The sequence below is a fragment of the Actinomadura viridis genome (assembly GCF_015751755.1).
Classification (GTDB): Bacteria; Actinomycetota; Actinomycetes; order Streptosporangiales; family Streptosporangiaceae; genus Spirillospora; species Spirillospora viridis.
Genome location: NZ_JADOUA010000001.1, coordinates 5,906,159 through 5,926,589, shown reverse-complemented (window position 1 = coordinate 5,926,589; position 20,431 = coordinate 5,906,159). Strand labels below are relative to the sequence as shown.

The following is a 20,431-nucleotide window of genomic DNA, read 5'->3' as shown; positions in this document are numbered from 1 at the left end:
CGAACAGCCGTCGCGCGGTGGTGCGACCCGTGCCGATGATGCAGAATGAGGGACGCGGACGCCGTCTTGGTGCGTACGAGGCCGTAGGGGAAGACGAGCCTCAGTACAGATCCAGGAGGTCCGGTGACCGCACGTGGCGTTTTTTACGTCCACTCCGCGCCACCTGCGCTGAGCCCGCACATCGAATGGGCCGCCGCAGGTGTTCTCGGTGTGCCCGTTTCCCTTGAGTGGGCCGATCAGGCGGCCGCGCCAGGGACCCTGCGCGCCGAGCTGCATTGGGAGGGCAAGCCCGGTACCGCCGCCGGGATCACCTCCGCGCTGCGCAACTGGAAGCTCCTGCGCTTCGAGGTCACCGAGGACGCCACCGCCGGCTGTGACGGGATCCGTTACAGCTTCACCCCCTCCCTGGGGGTGTTCACGGGGGTGATCGGCGCCAGCGGCGACATCATGGTCCCCGAGGACCGGCTGCGGGCGGCCATGGCCAACGCCGCGGTGGGCAAGGCCACGCTCGAGCACGAGCTGGACCGGCTCCTCGGCACGCCCTGGGACAACGAGCTGGAGCCCTTCCGCCGGGCCGGGGACGGCGCCCCCGTCCGCTGGCTTCACGCGGCGGTCTGACCCACCTCGCCGTGAAGGCGCGTGGCCCTCGGGGGCCGCGCGCCCGACGGCCGCGCCCCGGGACCGTCCGTGCCGCCCGCGATCGTCCCACTCCGTGGTCGGCGGGGCCGGCGGTCAGCGAGGCCGGTGGTCAGCGGGGCCGGCAGGCCCCGGACGGGTCAGAGCGGGATGTTGCCGTGGGTGCCGCGCGCCGGGACGGCCTGCGCGATGGCCCGGGCGATGGCGCCGCGGGTCCCGGCCGGCGTGATGACCTCGTCCACGACCCCCAGGTCGCGGGCACGGTCCAGGCCACCGGCGATCTTCTCGTGCTCGGCGGCCAGCTCGGCCTCCAGGGCCGGGCGCTCCTCCTCCGGCACCGCGGCGAGCCTGCGGCGGTGCAGGACGCGGACCGCGGCGACCGCGCCCATGACCGCCAGCTCGGCCGTCGGCCAGGCGAAGACCCTGGTGGCACCGAGCGAACGCGAGTTCATCGCGATGTACGCGCCGCCGTAGGCCTTGCGCGTCACCAGCGTGACCCGCGGCACGGTGGCGGCGCCGAAGGCGTGCAGCAGCTTGGCGCCGCGGCGGACGACGCCCCCGTGCTCCTGGCCGACGCCCGGCAGGTAACCGGGAACGTCCACCAGGACGACCAGCGGCACGCCGAACGCGTCGCACATCCGGACGAACCGCGCGGCCTTCTCCGCCGAGGTGGAGTCCAGGCAGCCGCCGAGGCGGAGCGGGTTGTTGGCGATGACGCCGACCGTACGGCCGCCGAGCCGCCCCAGCGCGGTGACGATGTTGGGCGCCCACCTGGGGTGCAGCTCGACGTACTGCTCCTCGTCGTCGACCATGCCCTTGACCAGCGGGTGCACGCTGTAGGCGCGGCGGGCGCTCGCCGGCAGCAGGGCGGAGAAGTCGCGCTCCTCGACCTCGGCCGGGCGGAGCCGCCCCTGATGGCCCAGCAGCACCGCGATCCTGCGCCCCTGCGCGATGGCCTCGGCGTCGTCCGCGGCGACGACGTGGACGACACCGGACCTGCGGGAGTGCGGCTCGGTGCCGCCCAGCGAGGCCATGTCGATGTCCTCGCCGGTCACCGACCGGACCACGTCCGGGCCGGTCACGAAGATCTTGCCCTGCTCGGAGAGGATGACGATGTCGGTGAGCGCGGGCCCGTAGGCGGCGCCGCCGGCCGCGGCGCCGAGCACCACCGAGATCTGCGGGACGACACCGGACGCCCGCGTCATCGCCTGGAAGACCGTCCCGACCGCGTGCAGCGACTCCACGCCCTCGGCCAGCCGGGCGCCGCCCGAATGCCAGAGCCCGACGATGGGCAGCCGCTCCCGGACGGCGTGGTCGTAGGCGGCCACGATCGCCTCGCAGCCGGCCGTGCCCATGGCGCCGCCCTGGACCCGCGGGTCGGAGGCGAACGCCACCACGGGCAGGCCCTCGATCCGTCCGAGCCCGGCCAGTACGCCGCTGCCGTCGTCCTCGTCGCCGAGCGGACGGAGCGAACCCTCGTCGAAGAGGGCGGAGAGCCGGGCCCGCGGATGCCGCGGGCCGGTCTCCTCCCGCCGGCCTGAGGCCGGTGCGGGCACCCGGTTGTCGAGAACGGTCACGGCCGGCTCCTCGGTCAGGCGCGGCGGAAGGCGACCGACACGTTGTGGCCGCCGAAGCCGAACGAGTTGTTGAGGGCGGCGAGCGGACCGTCGGGGAGCTTGCGGGGTTCGCCGCGGACGATGTCGAGGTCGACCTCGTCGTCGGGGTCCTCGAGGTTGGCGGTGGGGGGCACCACGCCCTCGTACAGGGACACCACGGTGATCACCGACTCCAGTGCACCGGCGCCGCCGAGCAGGTGGCCGGTCATGGACTTGGTCGCCGTCACGATCAAGCCCGCGGCGGCCTCCGTGCCGAGCGCGACCTTGAGCGAGGCCAGCTCGGCGACGTCGCCCAGGGGCGTGGAGGTCGCGTGCGCGTTGACGTGGGCGATGTCGGCGGGCTCCAGGCCGGCGTCCAGCATGGCCCGGCGCATGGCCTTGGCCTGCCCGCTTCCGGTCGGGTCCGGCTGGACGATGTCGTGCGCGTCGCCGGAGTAGCCGCAGCCGGCGGCGATCCCGTAGATCCGGGCGCCGCGGGCGCGGGCGTGCTCCTCCGACTCCAGGATCATGGTGGCGGAACCCTCGCCGAGCACGAAGCCGTCGCGGTTCTTGTCGTACGGGCGGGAGGCGCGCTCGGGCTCCTCGTTGCGGGTCGACAGGGCCCGCATGGAGCCGAACGAGGCCATCTGCAACGGGTGGATGCACGCCTCCGTGCCGCCGCAGATCACGACGTCGGCGCGGCCCGCCCGGATCATGTCGATGGCGTAGCCGACCGCCTCGGCGCTGGACGCGCAGGCGCTCACCATGGCGTGCGAACCGGCCATCGCGCCGAACTCGATGCCCACGTGCCCGGAGGAGCCGTTGGGCATCAGCATCGGGACGGTGAAGGGCGAGACCCTCGACCAGCCCTTCTCCTTGTAGACGTCATAGCTGCTGAGCGCGGTGTGCAGGCCCCCGATGCCGCTGGACACCACGACTCCGAGCCGGTCGCCGTCCACCACGTCGCCCTCGGCCGGCTCGTCGTCCTTGCGCGACCGGGCGCGCGGCGCGAAACCGGCGTCCCGCCAGGCCTCCCGGGCGGAGATCAGCGCGATCGCCTGGCTGCGGTCCAGCCGCCGCAGCTGCTGCTTGGGGAGCATCTCGGACGGGTCGACCGCCAGCGTGGCGGCGAACCGGACGGGCAGATCCTCGATGTCCTCCCAGTCCAACCTGCGCACCCCGGACTTCCCGGCGAGCAGCGCGGACCAGGTGGACGGCCAGTCACCGCCGAGAGGTGTGGTCGCACCCAGCCCGGTCACGACGACGTTGGTCTGGCTTGTGCTCATCTGTGACTGCTCCTCGCAAACTGGGGAAATGGGGCCGCGGCGCGCCGTCCCCAGGACGCCTCCCCCGGGGGCGGGGGAGGCGTGGGGGGACGGCGCGCCGCTCCGGCGCTTACGCCTGAAGGTTCTGGACGAAGTTGATGACGTCCTTGACCGTCTTCAGGTTGCGCAGCTCGTCGTCGGGGATCTCCACACCGAACTTGTCCTGCGCGGCCACCGCGATCTCCACCATCGACAGCGAGTCGATGTCGAGGTCGTCGATGAAGTTCTTCTCGGGGGTCACCTCGTCCTTGTTGACGCCGACGATCTCGTCGATGATGTCGGCGAGACCCTCGAGGATCTCCTGCTCGCTCGCTGCAACTGCCATGTCCTGCTCTCTCCTTCTCGGGTCGGGGCACCAGTCCCGGGCGGGCGCGTGCCTGGCGGCGCGTGCCTTACGGGATCTGGATGACTTGGGCAGCGTAGGCCAGTCCGGCACCGAACCCGATCAGGAGGGCCGGTGCGCCGGACGGGACGTCGCCGCGTTCGATCATGCGGGAGAGCGCCAGCGGAATGGACGCTCCCGAGGTGTTGCCGGAGCGGACGATGTCGTCGGCCACCACGGCGTTGGGCGCCTTGATGCGGCGCGCGATGGCGTCGATGATCCGCAGGTTGGCCTGGTGCGGCACGACGGCGGCCAGGTCCGCGGGGGCGACCCCGGCACGCTCGCACGCCTCCAGCGCCACCGGCGCGATCGCGCTGGTGGCCCAGCGGAACACCGACTGGCCCTCCTGCCGGATGAACGAGTTGCGGTCCTCGATGACGATCTTGTCGGCCAGCTCGCCGTTGCTGCCCCACACCACCGGGCCGATGCCGGGCGAGTCGCTGGCGGTGACCACCGCCGCCCCCGCGCCGTCGGCGAAGATGATGCAGGTGGACCGGTCGGTCCAGTCGATCCACTGCGACATCTTCTCCGCGCCGATGACCAGCACGTTGCGGGCGCTGCCGCCGCGGATGGCCGAGCTCGCGGTGCCCAGCGCGTAGCAGAACCCGGCGCAGGCCGCGTTGAGGTCGAACGCCCCGGGCGCGCCGATGCCGAGCCGGTGCGCGACGATGCCGGCGTGGCTGGGCATCGGCGACTCGGCCGAGCAGGTGGCCACGATCACCAGGTCGATGTCCTCGGGCGCCAGCCCGCTGCCGGCCAGCGCCTTGCCGCCGGCCTGGACGGCCATCTCGACGATGCCCTCCTCGGGCCCGGCGATCCGCCGCTCGGCGATGCCGACCCGGGACCGGATCCAGGCGTCGTCGGTGTCGACCTTCTGGGCGATCTCGTCGTTGGTGACGACGCGGGCCGGCTGGTAGTCGCCGAACGCCAGGATGCGGGCCCCGCCGGCCACCTCCGGAATGCGCAGACCCCCCATACCCCCCGCAGGGGCTTCAGCGTTCATGTCCTCGCTGCGCTCGGTCATGCTCTGTCCTTGTGGGGGGCGACCCCCCACACCCCCCGCAACCGCGTCAGCGCTCATGTCCTCGCTTCGCTCGGTCATGACGCTCCCTTGATCAGTTCGTGCGCCTTGGCCAGGTCGTCGGGGGTCTTGAGGGCGAGCGTCGCGACGCCCTTGAGCTCGCGGCGGGCCAGGCCGACGAGGGTGCCCGCGGGGGGCAGTTCGATGATCGCGGTGACGCCCAGCCCGCGCATGGTCTCCATGCACGCGTCCCAGCGGACCGGCGCGCTCACCTGGTCCACCAGGCGTGCCAGGAACTCGGCGCCGGACTCGACGACGGCGCCGTCGCGGTTCTGCAGGAGCGTGGTGCGCGGGTCGGCGACCGGGGCGCCCGGCGCGAGCCGGCGCAGGGCGTCGACCGCCGGGGCCATGTGCTCGGTGTGGAACGCGCCCGCCACCGACAGCGACCGGAGCCGGGCCTTGGCCGGGGGCTCGTCGGCGAACGCGGCGAGCCGCTCGGTGGTGCCCGCGGCAACGACCTGACCGGCGCCGTTGACGTTGGCGGGGGTGAGGCCGTGCTTGTCGATCGCGGTCAGGACCTCCTCGGCGTCGCCGCCCAGCACCGCGGTCATGCCGGTCGCGGTGACCGCGGCGGCCTCGGCCATGGCCCGGCCGCGCTCGCGGACCAGGACCAGCGCGGCCTCGGGGGACAGCACCCCGGAGATCGCGGCGGCGGCCAGCTCCCCGACGCTGTGCCCGGCGACGGCCCCCGGAACGTCGCCGGTGTCCCCGTACAGGGCCTCGTAGGCGGCCAGCGCGGCGGCGACCAGCAGCGGCTGGGCGACGGCGGTGTCCCTGATCTCCTCGGCATCGGCGGTCGTCCCGTACCGCACCAGGTCCAGGCCGGTGACCGCGGACCACCACGCCAGCCGGTCGGCGACTCCGGGGACCTCCAGCCACGGCTGGAGGAATCCGGGGGTTTGGGCGCCCTGGCCGGGCGATGCGAGGAGAATCACAGGATCAAGGTTGCCGTGATCGGCCGCCGGCCCACGATGCCGATCAGCACGAAGTTTCGCCGGACGACCTTGTACGACACCTACAAGGTCGTCCGGGCGGCGGCCCCGGGCCCGGACGGGCGGTCACGCGTACGGCGACCGGTCGGTGAACCGGCCCAGCACCAGCGCGATCCTCAGGGTGAACGCGTTGCGGCCGTCGGTGGGCGTGAGCGACGTGAGCTCGGACACCCTGCGCAGCCGGTACCGGACGGTGTTGGGGTGGACGAACAGCAGCCGGGCGGTGGCCTCCAGGGACGACCCCTGCTCCAGGTAGGTGGTGAGGGTGTCCAGCAGCGGGGCGCCCGCCGCGAGCATCGGGTTGTAGACCTCCTCCACCAGGTAGCGCCGGGCGGCCTCGTCGCCGTCGAGGGCGCGTTCGGGGAGCAGCTCGTCGGCCAGGACGGGACGGGGCGCGTCCGGCCACCCGGCCGCCGCGCGCAGCCCCGCCATCGCGGCCCGCGCCGAGATCGTGGAGTCGTACAGGTCGTCGACCTGCGGGCCCACCACCACCGGGCCGGGGCCGCACTTGGCCGCGATCGGCCGGGCGGCGGCCAGGGGGTCCTCCGCGCCGCCGACGATCACCACGACCCGGTGGCCCTGCACCCCGGCGAGCACGTCCACCCGGGCCCGCCGGGCGGCCAGCTGCATCTGGTCGATGGTGACCTCGGGCTCCTCGTCCTCGGGGGTGAACCCGGCGACCACGGTGACCGGCTTGGAGGTCCAGCCGAGCGCGGCGGCCCACGAGTGCATGCCGTCGTCGACCTCGCCGCGCATCACCGCGTTCACCACCAGCGCCTCCAGGCGGGCGTCCCAGGCGGCGCGGGTCTCGGCCGCGCGGGCGTAGACCTGGGCGGCGCCGAACGCCACGTCGCGGGTGTAGCGCAGGATCGCCTCGCGCAGCTGCGACTCGCCGCCGGGGGCGGCCAGCTCGTCCAGCCGCGTCTCCACCACGTCGATGATGACGCGGATCATGTCGATGGTGTGCTGGAGCTTGATGGAGCGCAGCAGCTCGCGGGGCGCGGTGCCGAACACCTCGCCCGCGATGGCGGGGCGGGTCCTCTCGGCGCTCTTGAACCACTCCACGAACGCCGCGATGCCCGCCTGGGCCACCAGGCCGATCCAGGATCGCTGCTCGGGAGGCATCCTCCGGAACCAGGGCAGTTGCTTCTCCATGCTGGCCAGCGCCGCGGTCCCGAACGTGCCCATCGCCTTCTCCAGGCGTTCGGTCGTCTGCTCCCGTATGGCGGCCTCGTTCGTGGTGTCCACCCCCCAAGGGTGCCACCATCGGTGCCGTGACCGGTCAGAGGCTCGCGCTGAGGCCGTCAGGCCGGGTCCGGCCCGGACCGCCGGGCGGGCTCAGAACGTCAGGGGCCGGGTCACCGCGGACGGCCTGCCGAGGGCGATGCCGGCGAGGTTGCGCAGGGACGCCGACCCCGGCGCGAGGTAGTCGCTGTGACCGGCGCTCCCCGCGTCGAAGACGCGCGCCCCGAACCGCCGGGACACCGGATCGGGGCCGAGGCCGAGCCCGAGGATCCGCGTGTGCGGGACGTCCCCCATCCAGTCGCCGGTGCCGCGCCCGGCCCAGACCCGGGCCGTCCCGCCCAGCCGCGCGGCCGACCACGCCATGGTGCCCGGACTGCCGTACACCGCGATGTCGGTCACCGTCCGCCAGGCCGCGCGGTCGGGGCCGCTCCCTTCGAGCGCGGCGCGCCCGCAGACGGCCGAGCCGTAGCTGTGGCAGAGCAGCCCGACCGGGGCGGAGGGGTTGACCTGGTGCAGCCGCCCGAGGAACGTCCGCAGCCGGTGGGCCCCCTGGCCGGCCCGCTGGCCGGTGAGCACGTCCCCGCTGAGCGTGCGCGGGGCGGCGTAGCCCAGCCAGGCCACCACCGCCAGGTCGCCGGGCCGGGGATCGAGCGCGCGGGCCTGGCCGTACAGCGCCTGAGCCCCGCCGCCGGGCGTCGACCAGGGCTTTCCCGAACGGGCATCGAACGTCGTGAGCGTGGTGTCGGCGCCCGGGACGAGCAGCGCCACCCGCCGGGCGTGCGCCAGGTCGCCGATGACCTCGACGGCCTGTCCCCGGCCGCGCGGGTCGAAGTACAGGAAGCGCCGTCCGGGCCTGAGGAAGCCGCCCAGGGCCCGGGCACGGTCATGATCGCCGACGGCGTGCGCGGTCGTGAGCGCCTGCTCGATGGAGCGGCGCTCGGCGGCGTAGCGGGCGTCGAGCGTGGACGGGCTCAGCGACGGCACCGGACCGGGCGCGGCGTAGGGATCGGCATGGCCGGTCCCGGCGGTCGTCAGCAGGACTCCCGCGATGGTCGCGGCGCAGGCCAGTGCCCGTCGCAGCCGTCGGGTACGTCGTGGTCTCGGGCGTGGCGGCGGCATGCCCTGCCTTTCTACCGGACGCCCGGGGATGCTCCGCGCGGGCGGGGGCGTTCCCAGCGGTGGACCAGGACCCCCAGTCCCGCCAGGGCGGCGGCGAACACCGGCAGCCAGCACAGCCGGGCCAGGGCCCACCCGGGATCGGAGGGATGGACGTGCAGGCCCGGCAGCCTGCCGCCGATCAGCAGCGCGCCCACCGTGACCGCCATCATCGCGGTCTGATGCCACAGGAAGATCGTCATGGCCGCGAGGTTGGCCGACGCGACCCCGGCCCAGGCGAGGGGGCGCCGCATCAGCCGTTCCACCCGGTCCCGCGCGAGCAGCGCCAGGCCGGTCTGGGCGAGGCCGAAGGCGACCGCGGCCAGGGTCGGCGGGTTGAGGTTGGAGATCGCGGCCCCCGGCACCCCGACCATGCTCGCCGGATATCCCGCGTAGAGGATCAGCAGGGCCATGGCGGCGGCTCCCCCGGCCAGCAGCGCGGCGGCGGCCCGGCGCCCGGCCAGCGCCCCGTTCGCCCAGGCGACCCCGAGGTGGAACGGGACCAGCCAGCCCGTGAGGACCGTGGCCCAGCCGAGCCATTCCGGCCCGCCGAGGCCGAAGCGGGCCGCGTCGATCGCGGCGGTCGCGGCGACCGGGACGGCCGCGCCCCAGAGCCCGGCGCGGTGCCAGAACGCCACGATGAGCGGGGTGAGCGCGATGAGCGCCCCGTACACGGCGAGGAACCACAGCGGGCTGATCACCAGTTTCACCAGCGCGCGGACGGTGTCCGGAGGGAACCCCGCCCACAGCAGCGCGGCGGCGGCCGGGACCCAGGCCAGCAGCAGGACCGGTACGGGACGCAGCAGCCGCGCGGTCCGCCGCCGTGCCCAGGGGCCCCAGGGCTCGCCGGGCCGGTGCCCCTTGGCCGCCGTGTAGCCGCCGACCAGGAAGAACACCGCGAGGGTCTGCAGCACCCAGGAGGCGGGGACGAGCGCCGGCGTCGCCTTCAGAGGGCTCACCACCCGCAGCCCGCCGTCCCCCGCGCCGTTCCCGGTCGCGACGAACGCCGTGACCAGCCAGTGGCCGAGCACCACGCCGAGGATGGCCAGGGCCCGCAACGCGTCCACGGCCCGGTCGCGTCCGGGGGGCGTCGCCGCGTCGATCCTCGCCGCGAACCCGGCCCGTCCGGGGGCTACGGCGGCCGGCGCGGCGGTGCGGCGGGGCTGGACGTCAGTCACGGGTGACCTCCGAGTCACGGCCGAGCGCGATGAGGGTGAGGTTGCGGAGGGAACGGGAGCCGGGACGGAGGTAGGCGCTGTGCGGGCCGGAGCCGGCGTCGAAGCGGAGGGCTCCGAAGGAGGGCGCGGCCGGGTCGTGGCCGTGGCCGAGCCCGGCCACGCGGACCTTGGGAACGAAGCGGGTCCAGTCGCCGCTCGACCGGCCCGCCCAGATCCGGGCGGCGGGGGAACGGCCGGAGGCGAGGGCGGAGGCCCTCCGGACACCGACGCCGGGACTGCCGTACAGCGCGATCGCGTCCACCGGCAGGCGGCCCAGGCGCGGCGCCGCCTTGGCGCACACCACCGACCCGTAGCTGTGGCAGAGCAGCGCGATCCCGGCGCCGCCGTTGACCCGGTGCAGGCCGGTGAGGAAGCGGGTGAGCCCGCGCGCCCCGTCCTCGGCCCGGCCGCCGGTGAGGACGGCGGGGCTCCGGGTGGACGGCGAGTCGTAGCCGAGCCAGGCGACGACCGCCAGGCGCGTGCCGGGGGAGGTCGCGGCGGCCTGCCGGTGGAGGGCGCGGGCGCCGCCGCCCGCCCACTTCCAGGAGTCGAAGTTGGTCAGCAGCCCGTCCGCGCCCGGCACCACGACCGCCACGCGGTGGGCCCGCGCCAGGTCGCCGACGACCTCGACCGCCCGGCCGTGGCCGCGCGGATCGAACGACAGGAACCGCCGCCCCGGCGCGAGCAGGCCCGGCAGCGCCTTCAGCCGGCCGGTGTCGCCGGCCTCCTCGGCGGCCGCGAGGGCCCGCCGGATGCCGCGTTCGACGGCCGAGTAACGGGCGGGGAGGGAGGAGGCGCCCGTGAGCCCGGGGACGGCCGCCGGTGCGGCGTACGACTCCTGCCGGGCCGGGGCGGCCGCGGTGGAGGCGAGCGCGGCCAGCGCCATGATGACGGCGGTCCTGCGCCGGGAGGTGAGCACGGGACGGGTCCTTCCTGCTCAGTGCTGCTTTTACTGAGCAGGACGCTAGGAACCGAGGGCCCTAGCGGAGATCACCCCGGAGAGCCGTCTTTCGCCTTACGACCGTGGTACTACGCGGGTTGCATGGAGGAGACGTCCGGGGGAGAGGGCACGGAGAGAGAGGCTCCGGGGAGAGGGCGCGGAAGGAGAAGGCGCGGGGAGGGCGCGGGGGTCAGTCGCCCGGGCGGACGAGGCCCACCTCGTAGGCGTAGACGATCGCCTGGGGACGGTCGCGCAGGCCGAGCTTCATCAGGACGCGGCCGAAGTGGGTCTTGACGGTCTGCTCCGCGACCACCAGCTCGGCGGCGATCTCCCCGTTGGACAGCCCGCGCGCCACCAGCGCGAGCACCTCGGTCTCGCGCTCGGTCAGCTCGTCCAGCCGCTTGCGGGACGGGGCGCGCGGCGCGCCCAGCCGGGAGAATTCGGCGATCAGCCGCCGGGTGATGGAGGGCGACAGCAGCGCGTCGCCGGCCGCGACGACCCGGACGGCGTCGGACAGCTCGGCGGCGGAGGCGTCCTTGAGCAGGAAGCCGCTGGCCCCCGCGCGCAGCGCCTCGTACACGTAGTCGTCGAGGTCGAAGGTGGTGAGCATCAGCACCTTCGGCTCCGTCCCCGCCCCCGTCGCCGTCCCTGTCCCCGTCTCCGTTCCGAGGGGGGCGCCGCCGAGGAGGCGCCGGGTGGCCTCCAGGCCGTCCATGACCGGCATCCGCACGTCCATCAGGACCACGTCGGGCCGCAGCTCGGCGATCGTGCCCAGGGCCTCCGCGCCGTTCACCGCCTCGCCGACCACCTCGATGTCGGGCTGGGCGTTCAGCAGCACCCCGAAGCCGGTGCGGACCATGCCCTGGTCGTCGACGATCACCACCCGGATCGTCATGGCCGGCCGCCCGCGGCGTCGCCCGGGCCGGCCTCGGGAAGGGCGGCGATCACGGCGAATCCTCCTTCTGACGTGGGTTCGGCGGTGAGGACGCCGTCCAGCATCGCGGCCCGCTCGCGCATCCCCACCAGCCCGTGGCCGACGCCCGGCGGCGAGGGGGTGGGGCGGTGCCCCTCTCCGGGCGGGCCGTTGACGATCTCCAGCCGCAGTATCCCGCCGTCCCGCCGGATCGCGACATCGACCCGGGAGCCGGGCGCGTGCCGCATCGCGTTGCTGAGCGCCTCCTGGAGGATCCGGTACGCGGTCAGCCCGACGCCCGGGGGAAGCCCGGACAGCCCCTCGCCGATCCGGGCGGTGACCTCCAGGCCGGTGCCGCGGGCGCCCGCCAGCAGCTCGTCGATCCGGTCCAGGCTCGGCTGGGGCGCGGTCTCGGCGCCGTCCGCCGACCGCAGCACGCCCAGGATCCGCCGCATCTCGGTGAGCGCGTCCAGCGCGGTGCCGCGGATCTCGCTCAGGTCCTTGCGGATCTTGTCCGGCACCTCGGGGACGGTGTAGGGCGCGGCCTCCGCCTGGATCGCGATCATGGACATGTGGTGGGCGACCACGTCGTGCAGCTCGCGGGCGATCCGCTGCCGTTCCATGAGCACGGCCTCGGCGTCCTGGTGGCGGCGCTCCTGCTCGGCCAGCTCGCGGCGGGTGAGGCGGCGCTGCCGGACCAGATGGCCGACCAGCAGCGACGACAGGATCAGCAGGATCGCGACGAACCCGGTCGAGCGGTCCAGGACGAGCACGCCCGCCGACGACAGCACGCCCACCCCGACGGTCGCCTCCCGCGGCCCCCGCGAGGCGACCGTGTAGAGACACAGCATGGAGGCGAACGTGCCGCCGGGCACGTACGGGACGGTCAGCCAGCCTTGGGGGCCGGTGACCGCCATCGCGACCACCACCACGCGCCACGCCCCGAGCGGATGCCGCTCCCGCAGCACGATCGGCAGGGTGAGCGTGGCCGAGGCCGCCAGCAGGAGCGGCTCGGGGACGCCGGGGGCCCGCTTGGGGACCTCGGTGAGCAGCAGGGAGTAGGTCCCGGCCATCAGGCCCACCGCGACCAGTACGTCCACCAGCTGGACGACGGCGGCGAACGGCAGCCGCCCGACGCCGATCGCGCGGGTCCACCGCAGCCACCCCGGCCAGGGCCGGCGCGCCGGAGCCGGCTCCGCCCTGCCGGTGAGCGCGGCGGCGATCGGGCGGGTCAGCAGCCGTACGGTGTCGGCCGCGCCGCCGCCCGGTGCGGCCTCGCGTCCCCCGGTATCCTCCGTCGCCATGCGTGCCAGGCTAGAGGTGCGGGCGGGCCCGCCGGATGACACCGTGGTGCGATGCTCGTGTAGTACCTGGGTACGGTCCGTTCGTGGACGACTCCCTGGGCCCCGTCGAAGCACTGCGCCGGATCGCGTTCCTGCTGGAGCGCGCGCACGAGCCGACCTATCGGGTACGCGCGTTCCGCAGGGCGGCCGACCTCGCCGAACGCACCCCGTCCGCCGAGCTGGCCGCCCGTGCTCGCGCGGGCACCCTGACCGAGCTGGAGGGCGTCGGCAAGGTCACCGCCCTGGTCATCGAGGAGGCGCTGCGCGGTGAGGTCCCCGTGTACCTGCGGCGGCTGGGGGCGACCGAGGGCGAGCGGCCGGACGAGGCCGCCGCGGCGCTGCGGGCCGCGCTGCGCGGGGACCTGCACACCCACAGCGACTGGTCGGACGGCGGGTCGCCGATCCGGGAGATGGCCGAGACCGCCCGCGACCTCGGGCACGAGTACCTGGCGCTGACCGATCACTCGCCCCGCCTGAAGGTCGCCCGCGGGCTGTCGGCCGACCGGCTGCGCCGCCAGCTGGAGGTGGTCGCGGACCTGAACGAGGAGCTGGCGCCGTTCCGGATCCTCACCGGCATCGAGGTGGACATCCTGGCGGACGGCTCGCTGGACCAGGACCCCGACCTGCTCGAACGGCTCGACGTGGTGGTGGCCAGCGTGCACTCCGAGCTGCGGATGGAGCGGGTCGCCATGACCAGGCGGATGGTCACGGCGATCGCGAACCCGCGCGTGAACGTCCTGGGGCACTGCACCGGCCGCATCGTCAAGGCCGGTGGCCGGCGGGGCGGGCTGCGCCCGGAGTCGGAGTTCGACGCGGGCCTGGTGTTCGACGCCTGCGCCGCCTACGACGTCGCCGTCGAGATCAACTCCCGTCCGGAGCGGCTCGATCCGCCCAAGCGGCTGCTGCGCCTCGCGGTCGAGGCGGGCTGCCGCTTCTCCATCGACTCCGACGCGCACGCCCCCGGCCAGCTGGACTGGCAGCCGTACGGGTGCGAGCGGGCCGCCCGCTGCGGCGTGCCCGCCGACCGGATCGTCAACGCCCTCCCCGCCGGTGACCTGCTGGCCTGGGCCGGTGATCGCCGTCCACGATGACCGCGGCCCGGCGGCGGCCCGGCGGCGGCCCGGCGGCGGCACCGGCACCGGCCCGGCGGCGGCCCGGCTGCGGTCCAGTCGCAGCCCGGCGGTCCGGCGCTGGTCCGGCCGCGCCCGTCCTGCCGGTTCCCCGCGGCTCCGGCTTGACAAGGGCCGGGCGGAACCGCTGAAGTTAACCTATGAACAGTTCTTCAGATGAGCGTGTGATGGAACTGGACGGGTGCGCGGTACGCGTCGTGGACGCGCCGCGCGTGGCGTCCGTCCTCGATCGCTTGCCCGCCGAGCAGGACCTGGCCGACACCGCCGAGGTGTTCGGGCTGCTCTCGGACCCCCGGCGGCTGCGGCTGCTGGTGGCCCTGCTGGACGGTGAACTGTGCGTGTGCGACCTGGCCGCCGTCAGCGGGATGAGCGAGTCGGCGGCCTCGCACGCGCTGCGGCTGTTGCGGGCGCACCGGGTGGTCAGCGTGCGCCGTGCCGGCCGGATGGCCTACTACCGGCTGGCGGACGCGCACGTGCGGATGCTGCTGGACCTGGCCGTGACCCACATCGAGCACACCGAGGCCGTTCACCCCGAAAGAGAGCTGTGATGGGCGCCGGTCACGGACACGGGCACGGGCACGGATCCGGGCAGGTCGCCGAGCACGCAGGGGGCCGGCACCGCTGGCGGCTGGCCGTCTCGTTCGGCCTGATCGGGTCGTTCTTCGTGGTGGAGCTGGTGTACGGGCTCCTGTCGGGCTCGCTGGCGCTGCTGTCGGACGCCGGGCACATGGCCGCCGACGTGGTGACGCTGGCCGCCGCGCTGGTCGCCACGAAGATCGCCGCCCGTCCCGACACCACCGGCCGCCGCACCTACGGGTCGTACCGGGCCGAGGTGTTCGCCTCCGGGTTCGCGGTCCTGGTGATGCTGGGCACGGCCGCCTACATCGCGGTGGAGTCCCTGTCCCGGATCGGCTCGCACGCGGAGGTGTCCACCGGGCCGATGCTCGTCGTCGGCGCCCTGGGCCTGGCGGTCAACCTCGCCGCGCTGGCGCTGCTGCGCGCGGGCGCGACCGAGAGCCTGAACGTCAGGGGCGCCTACCTGGAGGTGCTCGCCGACACCGCCGGCTCGGTCGGCGTGATCGCCGCCGGGGTGCTGGTCGCCACCACCGGGATGGTCCTCTTCGACACCCTGGTCGCGCTCGCGATCGCGGTGTTCGTGGTGGTCCGCGCGATCGCGCTGGGCCGCCAGGTGCTGGCCGTGCTGGGCCAGCACGCCCCCGAGGGCCTGGACGTGGACGCGGTGGCCGGCGACCTGGCCGCCATCGACGGCGTCCGGGACGTCCACGACCTGCACCTGTGGACGCTGACCTCCGGCATGCACGTGGCCACCGCCCACCTGGTGACCGCGGAGCGCGCCGACCCGCACGGGGTCCTGGACCGGGCCCGCGACGTGCTGCGCGACCGGCACGCGATCGCCCACGCCACCCTCCAGGTCGAACCGGCCGATCACGTCGGCTGCGACGAGGTCGGCTGGTGACCGTCCCCGCCGTCCCCGCCGTCCCCGCCGTCCCCGCCGTCACCTGGTGGCGGGGAGCTCGTCCCGTTCGCGCGAGCGGGCCCGCGGCGCCGTGACGACCTTCTCGCCGATGATGCGGGCCGCCGTGACCCGGTGCAGGTGGATCAGGACCTGATAGGTCCGGCGCAGCGCGAAGTGGTCGTTGACCTCCGGGAAGGACGAGCCGATGTTCCGGATCGGGCGGACGGTGTCCAGCCAGGAGCGGGCCGGTTCCCGCACCGTGCGCATGTCGAGCATGTAGTCGCGGTAGGGCACCCGGTCGAGGACGCGTTCGGTGTTGCCTCGCGGGGGCGGCCCGATGGTGAACTTCGTCAGGGGCTCGTCCGGGACGCTGCTGTCGAAGGCGTTGAACGACCCCCGGTAGAAGGTAAGGCCGATGGGCAGGTAGCGGCGGCCGAGCAGCTCGCGCATCCAGACGCCCTGCCGCTTGGCCGTGTGCTCGGGGTCCAGGCCCGTGGCGCCGACGTGCGCGTCGTGCGCGGACAGAAGGATCTTGCTCTTCTTGTGCCGGTGCCACCAGACGGTGTTGAAGGCCATCCCCTCGTCGCGGTAGTTGGAGAAGTCCTCGGCCGCGTGCGCCTTGGCCGTCCACAGGACGACCCGCGCCTGCTGCTCGGCCCAGCCGGCCGCCTTGCGGCCCGCCCCGGGCCGCAGGCTCCGCACCAGCCGCCGTGCCTCGGTCGCCCGGCGGACCATCCGGAGGCGCTCGGCCCGTGACTTGCGGTGGTACCGCACCAGCCATGCGCCGACGTCCTTGCCGGGGATCAGCCCGTCGTACAGCCTCGTGAGCCGGGGGATCAGGTCCGGCCGGTGCCGCTCGCGGGCGTAGTCGAAGATCTCCTGGAAGATCCGGTCATGCGGGTAGTAGACGTCGTTCCCCATGAACTGCAGCTTCCTGCGGTGGGTCTTGTTGTAGGCGCGCATCCACTCGATGAGCCGCAGGTACTCCTTGACGCGGAACAGGGTGTAGGCGTGCCTGAACTCCTCCAGCATGATCTGCCGGGGGTTCCCCTCGCCGCGCAGGACGTAGTCGTTGAGCCGGAGGCCCGTCCCCCAGCCCAGTTCCTGCATGAAGGTGGTGAATCCCTTCTTCTCCACCAGGTACCGGAAGACGCGGTGCTTGAGGGCGAAGAACTCGTGCGACCCGTGCGTGGCCTCGCCCAGGCCCACCACCCCCGCGTCCCCGACGATCCGGCCTAACGGGCGCAGGTCCTTCAGGCCGCCGTACGGGGCGGTGGACCGCAGCGGGTGGGCGCCGCGTTCGAGCGCGCGGACCACGTCCTGCCCGCGGGCGTGATCCTGGCGCGGCCGGTACGGCGGCGACCCCTGGGCGGGCGGGGCGGGCGCGGGTGCGACGAGGCAGCCGGCGCCGACCGCCACCGTGACCAGGAGGCCCGGCCGGCGAGGAGCACGGAGGAACGGAGATGGCATGTCGACCTCTTCCGGTGAGATGGATGGGAGAACCGCGGACGGCGGTGCGGCCGGTCGGCGGCGGGCCGTCAGAGCGTGGCCGGCAGCCGCGCGCGGGTCGGCGGGCGGATCGGCGGCGCCGCGGGGACGGTCCTGTCCAGCAGGCGGGCGGCCCTGACCCGGTGCAGATGGATGAGGATCTCGTACGTACGGCGGAGCGCGAGGACGTCGTACGGCTGCGGGTAGACGTTGCCGATGTTGCGGGTCCGGCGGTACCCCTCCAGCCAGGAACGGGCCGGCCGTCCCACCGTGCGCATGTCGAGCATGTAGTCGCGGTGGCGCACCCGGTCCAGGACGCGTTCGCTGGTGCCCCGCGCGGGCGGCCCGACGGTGAACCTCCGGATGGGCCGGCGCCGGTCCCTGAGGTCGAGGGCGTTGAACGAGCCCCGGTAGAAGGTGAGGCCGATGTTCACGTAGCGGCGCCCGAGCATGTCGCGCAGCCAGGCCCCCTGCCGCTTGATCTTGTGCTGGGGATCGAGCCCGGCGTAGCCGATGTGGGCGTTGTGGGCCGACAGAAGGATCTTGCTCTTCATGTTCCGGTACCACCAGGCCGTGTTCGCGGCCATGCCCTGGTCGCGCCGGTTCAGCGCCGGGGTCGCCGCGGCCGGTGCGGACACCCGGGCGATCCAGATGGCGACCCTCGCCTGCTGCTCGGCCCAGCGGGCCGCCCTGGGGTCGGCTCCCTCGCGCAGCGTCCTCAGCAGTTCCAGCGCCTGGACGGACTGGCGGAGCACGCGCCGCCGCTCGGCGGGCGTCTTCTTCTGGAACGCGCGGTCCCATGCCTTGGTGTCCGGGGTGGTGGGAATGAGGCCGTCGTAGAGCCTCCTGAGCCGGGGGACCAGGTCGGGGCGGTGCCGCTTCCGGACGTAACGGAAGATCTCCTGGAAGATCCGGACGTGCGGATACACGACGTCATCGCCCATGTACTGCAGTTTCTTGCGGTGCGTCCGGTTGTACTCGCGCATCCACGTGAGGAGGCGGCGGTACTCCTCGTTGTTCCACAGGACGTAGTCGCCCTGGAACTCCTCCCGCATGATCTTCCGCAGGTCGCCTTTGCCGTGCAGGACATAGTCGTTGATGCGGAGGCCCGAGCCCCAGCCCACCTCCTGCATGAAGGTGGTGAATCCCTTCTTCTCCGCCAGGTAGCGGAAGACGCGGTGCTTGAGGGCGAAGAACTCGTGGGAGTTGTGCGTGGCCTCGCCCAGCCCCACGACCCCGGCGGGCCCGATCATCCGGCCGAGCGCGCGGAGGTCGCGCGTCCCGCCGTACGGCGCGGTCGACCGCAGCGGGCGCGCGCCGCGGTTCAGGGCCTCGACGACGTCCCCGCGCGGCGCCTCCGCTCGGGCGACCGGTGCGGCGGCCAGCGATCCGGCGGCCGACAGCGTGGCGACCGCGGCGGGCCAGCCGCGGTTCCGGACGAGAAATGGCGGCATATATGGGCTCCCGTCGGGTGGAGAACGCCGGACGATCCAGCTGGCCCACGCCCGAAGGCAGAGAAAGATGGCACCTCTCTGATACGTGGACTAAATGGCTCCTTCCACTGGATAGGCCGATCCATGATCACGGATGGGTAAAGAGTCCATTCTGATCAGCTGCGGTGATATGTCGAGAAAGTCGAGCCGATCATCGGGATGGCGCGCTGTTCCTTTTCGGGACGCCCGGAACGTGGTCCCCGGTCCGGCGTTCTCCCGTCCACGTCGGCGGGGGCCATGGCCGCCGTGCGATCTGTGGCGGCCGCCCCCACGTCGGCTCCGTCCGCGCACCCCCGCCCGCGCCCCGGGCGCCGATGCGGCGGCGGGCGCCCAGAAGGCGCCGGATGTGGTGTGGGTCACGTCCGTATCGGGGTGCCTGAATGTGTGGGCCGGTCACATGGCCGGGTCACCCGCCGCGACCTAGCGTTCACGGTCACGGCGTCCCGGATGTGGTCCGGGTCACGCCACGAGACCGCGAGGAGGACGCATGACGGGAGGGCCCAGTGCCGGCCCGCCGCCTGACGGCCCGGCCCCCGTTCTGAGGGCACGGGGCCTGGTCCGGGAGTTCCGCGGTTTCCGGGCCGTGGACGGCGTGGACCTGGACGTCGCGGAGGGCCAGGTGCACGCGCTGGTGGGCCCGAACGGAGCGGGCAAGACCACGCTGTTCAACCTGCTCACCGGCTTTCTGCGGCCCAGCGCGGGCAGCGTGCTGCTGGAGGGGCGCCGCGAGCTGGCCGGCCGCGACCCCGAGACGATCGCCCGCCTCGGCGTGGCCCGCTCGTTCCAGATCACCAGCCTGTTCGCCGAGCTGACCCCGCGGCGGCACGTGGAACTGGCGCTGGCGAGCCGTACCGGGCTGGGCTGGCGCTTCTGGCGTTCGGACCGCGTGCTCGACCGCTTCGCCGGGCGCACCGCCGAGCTGCTCGACCAGGTCGGTCTCGGCGACCACGGCGACGTCCCGGCGGGCCTGCTCGCGTACGGGCGCAAGCGGGCGCTGGAACTGGCGCTCGCCCTGGCCCTGGACCCCAAGGTGCTCCTGCTCGACGAGCCGACCGCCGGGATGGGCGTGGAGGACGTGGACCGCACCATCGAGCTGGTCCGCCGGATCCGGGCCGGGCGGACCGTCGTCCTGGTCGAGCACAACATGAACGTCGTCGCCAGCCTCGCCGACCGGGTGACCGTGCTCCAGCACGGCCGGGTGCTCGCCGAGGGGCCGTACGCCGAGATCCGCAACGACCCGCGCGTCATCACCGCCTACCTCGGAGACTCCCATGCTGCGCGTTGACCGGTTGTCGGCCTGGTACGGCGAGGCGCGGGCGCTGCGCGAGGTGTCGATGCGGGTCGAGGAAGGCGAGATCGTCACGCTCGTCGGCCGCAACGGCGCGGGGAAGACCACGCTGCTGCGCTGCCTGATGGGCCTGCACGCGAAGACCTCCGGCACGGTCGCCCTCTTCGGCGAGGACGTGTCCGCCCTCGGCCCCCACCGCCGCGCCCGGCGCGGCCTCGGCTACGTCCCCGACGACCGCGGGATCTTCGCGACCCTGTCGGTGGAGGAGAACCTGCTGCTTCCGCCCGCCTTCTCCAAGGCGCGGTCACGACCGGGGGGCGGGCCTGAGCCCTGGTCGCTGGAGCGGGTGTACGAGACCTTCCCCCGGCTGCGCGAGCGGCGCAGGTTCCCCGGCACCCGGCTGTCGGGCGGCGAGCAGCAGATGCTCGCGCTGGCCCGCGTCCTGCGCACCGGCGCCCGGCTGCTGCTGTGCGACGAGCCCACCGAGGGCCTGTCACCGCTGATCGTCGAGCGGATCGGCGAGATCCTCCGCGAGGTCAAGGCCGCCGGGGTCACCGTCCTGCTGATCGAGCAGAACGTGCACTTCGCCGCCACCGTCGCCGACCGCCACTACCTGCTCGCCGAGGGTCGGATCGTCGAGTCGCTGGACAACGACCAGGTCCGGGCCCGTGAACACGAACTGCTCGAATATCTCGGAATCTGAGACGTGGATCTCGGAAGACCTCGGAGGA

General features: G+C 73.9%; 19 protein-coding genes. 6 read left to right on the top strand and 13 right to left on the bottom strand.

The features are described 5' to 3' along the window. The first annotated feature begins 123 nt into the window (after positions 1-123). Positions 124-618 (top strand): DUF3145 domain-containing protein, encoded by a 495-nt coding sequence (locus IW256_RS26850; RefSeq protein WP_197013601.1) that lies wholly within the window; start codon positions 124-126, stop codon positions 616-618. A gap of 158 nt (positions 619-776) precedes the next feature. On the opposite strand, the gene IW256_RS26845 is transcribed toward IW256_RS26850, so the two are convergent. The 11 genes from IW256_RS26845 to IW256_RS26795 form a co-directional block, all read right to left on the bottom strand. Then, positions 777-2,213, bottom strand: coding sequence for an acyl-CoA carboxylase subunit beta (locus IW256_RS26845; RefSeq protein ID WP_197013600.1), 1,437 nt, complete (start codon positions 2,211-2,213; stop codon positions 777-779). A 14-nt stretch (positions 2,214-2,227) separates the two neighbouring features. Then, a complete protein-coding gene (locus IW256_RS26840) occupies positions 2,228-3,517 on the bottom strand; it encodes a beta-ketoacyl-[acyl-carrier-protein] synthase family protein (protein ID WP_197013599.1) in 1,290 nt (429 codons plus the stop codon). 109 nt (positions 3,518-3,626) lie between these two features. Then, positions 3,627-3,881: an acyl carrier protein gene (locus IW256_RS26835; RefSeq protein ID WP_197013598.1), complete on the bottom strand. Its 255-nt coding sequence runs from the start codon at positions 3,879-3,881 to the stop codon at positions 3,627-3,629. A 67-nt stretch (positions 3,882-3,948) separates the two neighbouring features. Continuing rightward, complete coding sequence (locus tag IW256_RS26830; protein ID WP_197016580.1) at positions 3,949-4,914, bottom strand: beta-ketoacyl-ACP synthase III; 966 nt, start codon at positions 4,912-4,914, stop codon at positions 3,949-3,951. Positions 4,915-5,036: 122 nt separating this feature from the next. Next, complete coding sequence (locus IW256_RS26825) at positions 5,037-5,954, bottom strand: ACP S-malonyltransferase (RefSeq protein ID WP_197013597.1); 918 nt, start codon at positions 5,952-5,954, stop codon at positions 5,037-5,039. A gap of 123 nt (positions 5,955-6,077) precedes the next feature. Next, positions 6,078-7,259, bottom strand: a complete 1,182-nt coding sequence (locus IW256_RS26820; RefSeq protein WP_197013596.1) for a PucR family transcriptional regulator — start codon at positions 7,257-7,259, stop codon at positions 6,078-6,080. Positions 7,260-7,349: 90 nt separating this feature from the next. Next, entirely contained in the window at positions 7,350-8,375 is a 1,026-nt protein-coding gene (locus IW256_RS26815) for an alpha/beta hydrolase (RefSeq protein ID WP_197013595.1), read from the bottom strand. A gap of 11 nt (positions 8,376-8,386) precedes the next feature. Further along, the gene (locus IW256_RS26810) at positions 8,387-9,589 is read right to left on the bottom strand and encodes an acyltransferase family protein (RefSeq protein ID WP_307829110.1); all 1,203 of its coding nucleotides are present in this window, start codon (positions 9,587-9,589) and stop codon (positions 8,387-8,389) included. Further along, positions 9,582-10,547 (bottom strand): alpha/beta hydrolase, encoded by a 966-nt coding sequence (locus tag IW256_RS26805; protein ID WP_197013594.1) that lies wholly within the window; start codon positions 10,545-10,547, stop codon positions 9,582-9,584. The genes IW256_RS26810 and IW256_RS26805 overlap by 8 nt, the downstream gene beginning before the upstream one ends. Positions 10,548-10,758: 211 nt before the next feature. After that, on the bottom strand, positions 10,759-11,463 hold the full coding sequence (locus IW256_RS26800; RefSeq protein ID WP_197013593.1) for a response regulator: 705 nt from the start codon (positions 11,461-11,463) through the stop codon (positions 10,759-10,761). Beyond that, positions 11,460-12,785: a sensor histidine kinase gene (locus tag IW256_RS26795; protein WP_197013592.1), complete on the bottom strand. Its 1,326-nt coding sequence runs from the start codon at positions 12,783-12,785 to the stop codon at positions 11,460-11,462. Before IW256_RS26795 ends, IW256_RS26800 begins: the two co-directional genes overlap by 4 nt. Positions 12,786-12,868: 83 nt before the next feature. Between IW256_RS26795 and IW256_RS26790 the strand changes: the two genes are divergently transcribed. The 3 genes from IW256_RS26790 to IW256_RS26780 all read left to right on the top strand — a co-directional run bounded on the left by IW256_RS26790 (position 12,869) and on the right by IW256_RS26780 (position 15,431). Beyond that, positions 12,869-13,915 carry a PHP domain-containing protein gene (locus IW256_RS26790; protein WP_307829109.1) on the top strand — a complete coding sequence of 349 codons (1,047 nt, stop codon included), beginning with the start codon at positions 12,869-12,871 and terminating at the stop codon, positions 13,913-13,915. Positions 13,916-14,121: 206 nt separating this feature from the next. Then, a complete protein-coding gene (locus IW256_RS26785; protein WP_231403940.1) occupies positions 14,122-14,502 on the top strand; it encodes an ArsR/SmtB family transcription factor in 381 nt (126 codons plus the stop codon). Next, entirely contained in the window at positions 14,502-15,431 is a 930-nt protein-coding gene (locus tag IW256_RS26780; RefSeq protein WP_197013590.1) for a cation diffusion facilitator family transporter, read from the top strand. The genes IW256_RS26785 and IW256_RS26780 overlap by 1 nt, the downstream gene beginning before the upstream one ends. Before the next feature lie 39 nt (positions 15,432-15,470). On the opposite strand, the gene IW256_RS26775 is transcribed toward IW256_RS26780, so the two are convergent. Both IW256_RS26775 and IW256_RS26770 read right to left on the bottom strand, forming a co-directional pair. Beyond that, entirely contained in the window at positions 15,471-16,901 is a 1,431-nt protein-coding gene (locus tag IW256_RS26775) for an erythromycin esterase family protein (protein ID WP_197013589.1), read from the bottom strand. A gap of 68 nt (positions 16,902-16,969) precedes the next feature. Beyond that, positions 16,970-18,373, bottom strand: a complete 1,404-nt coding sequence (locus IW256_RS26770) for an erythromycin esterase family protein (protein ID WP_197013588.1) — start codon at positions 18,371-18,373, stop codon at positions 16,970-16,972. 526 nt (positions 18,374-18,899) lie between these two features. On the opposite strand from IW256_RS26770, the gene IW256_RS26765 reads away from it, so the two are divergent. Both IW256_RS26765 and IW256_RS26760 read left to right on the top strand, forming a co-directional pair. Beyond that, positions 18,900-19,697, top strand: a complete 798-nt coding sequence (locus IW256_RS26765) for an ABC transporter ATP-binding protein (RefSeq protein ID WP_197013587.1) — start codon at positions 18,900-18,902, stop codon at positions 19,695-19,697. Beyond that, entirely contained in the window at positions 19,684-20,403 is a 720-nt protein-coding gene (locus tag IW256_RS26760; RefSeq protein ID WP_197013586.1) for an ABC transporter ATP-binding protein, read from the top strand. The genes IW256_RS26765 and IW256_RS26760 overlap by 14 nt, the downstream gene beginning before the upstream one ends. Positions 20,404-20,431: the final 28 nt, after the last annotated feature.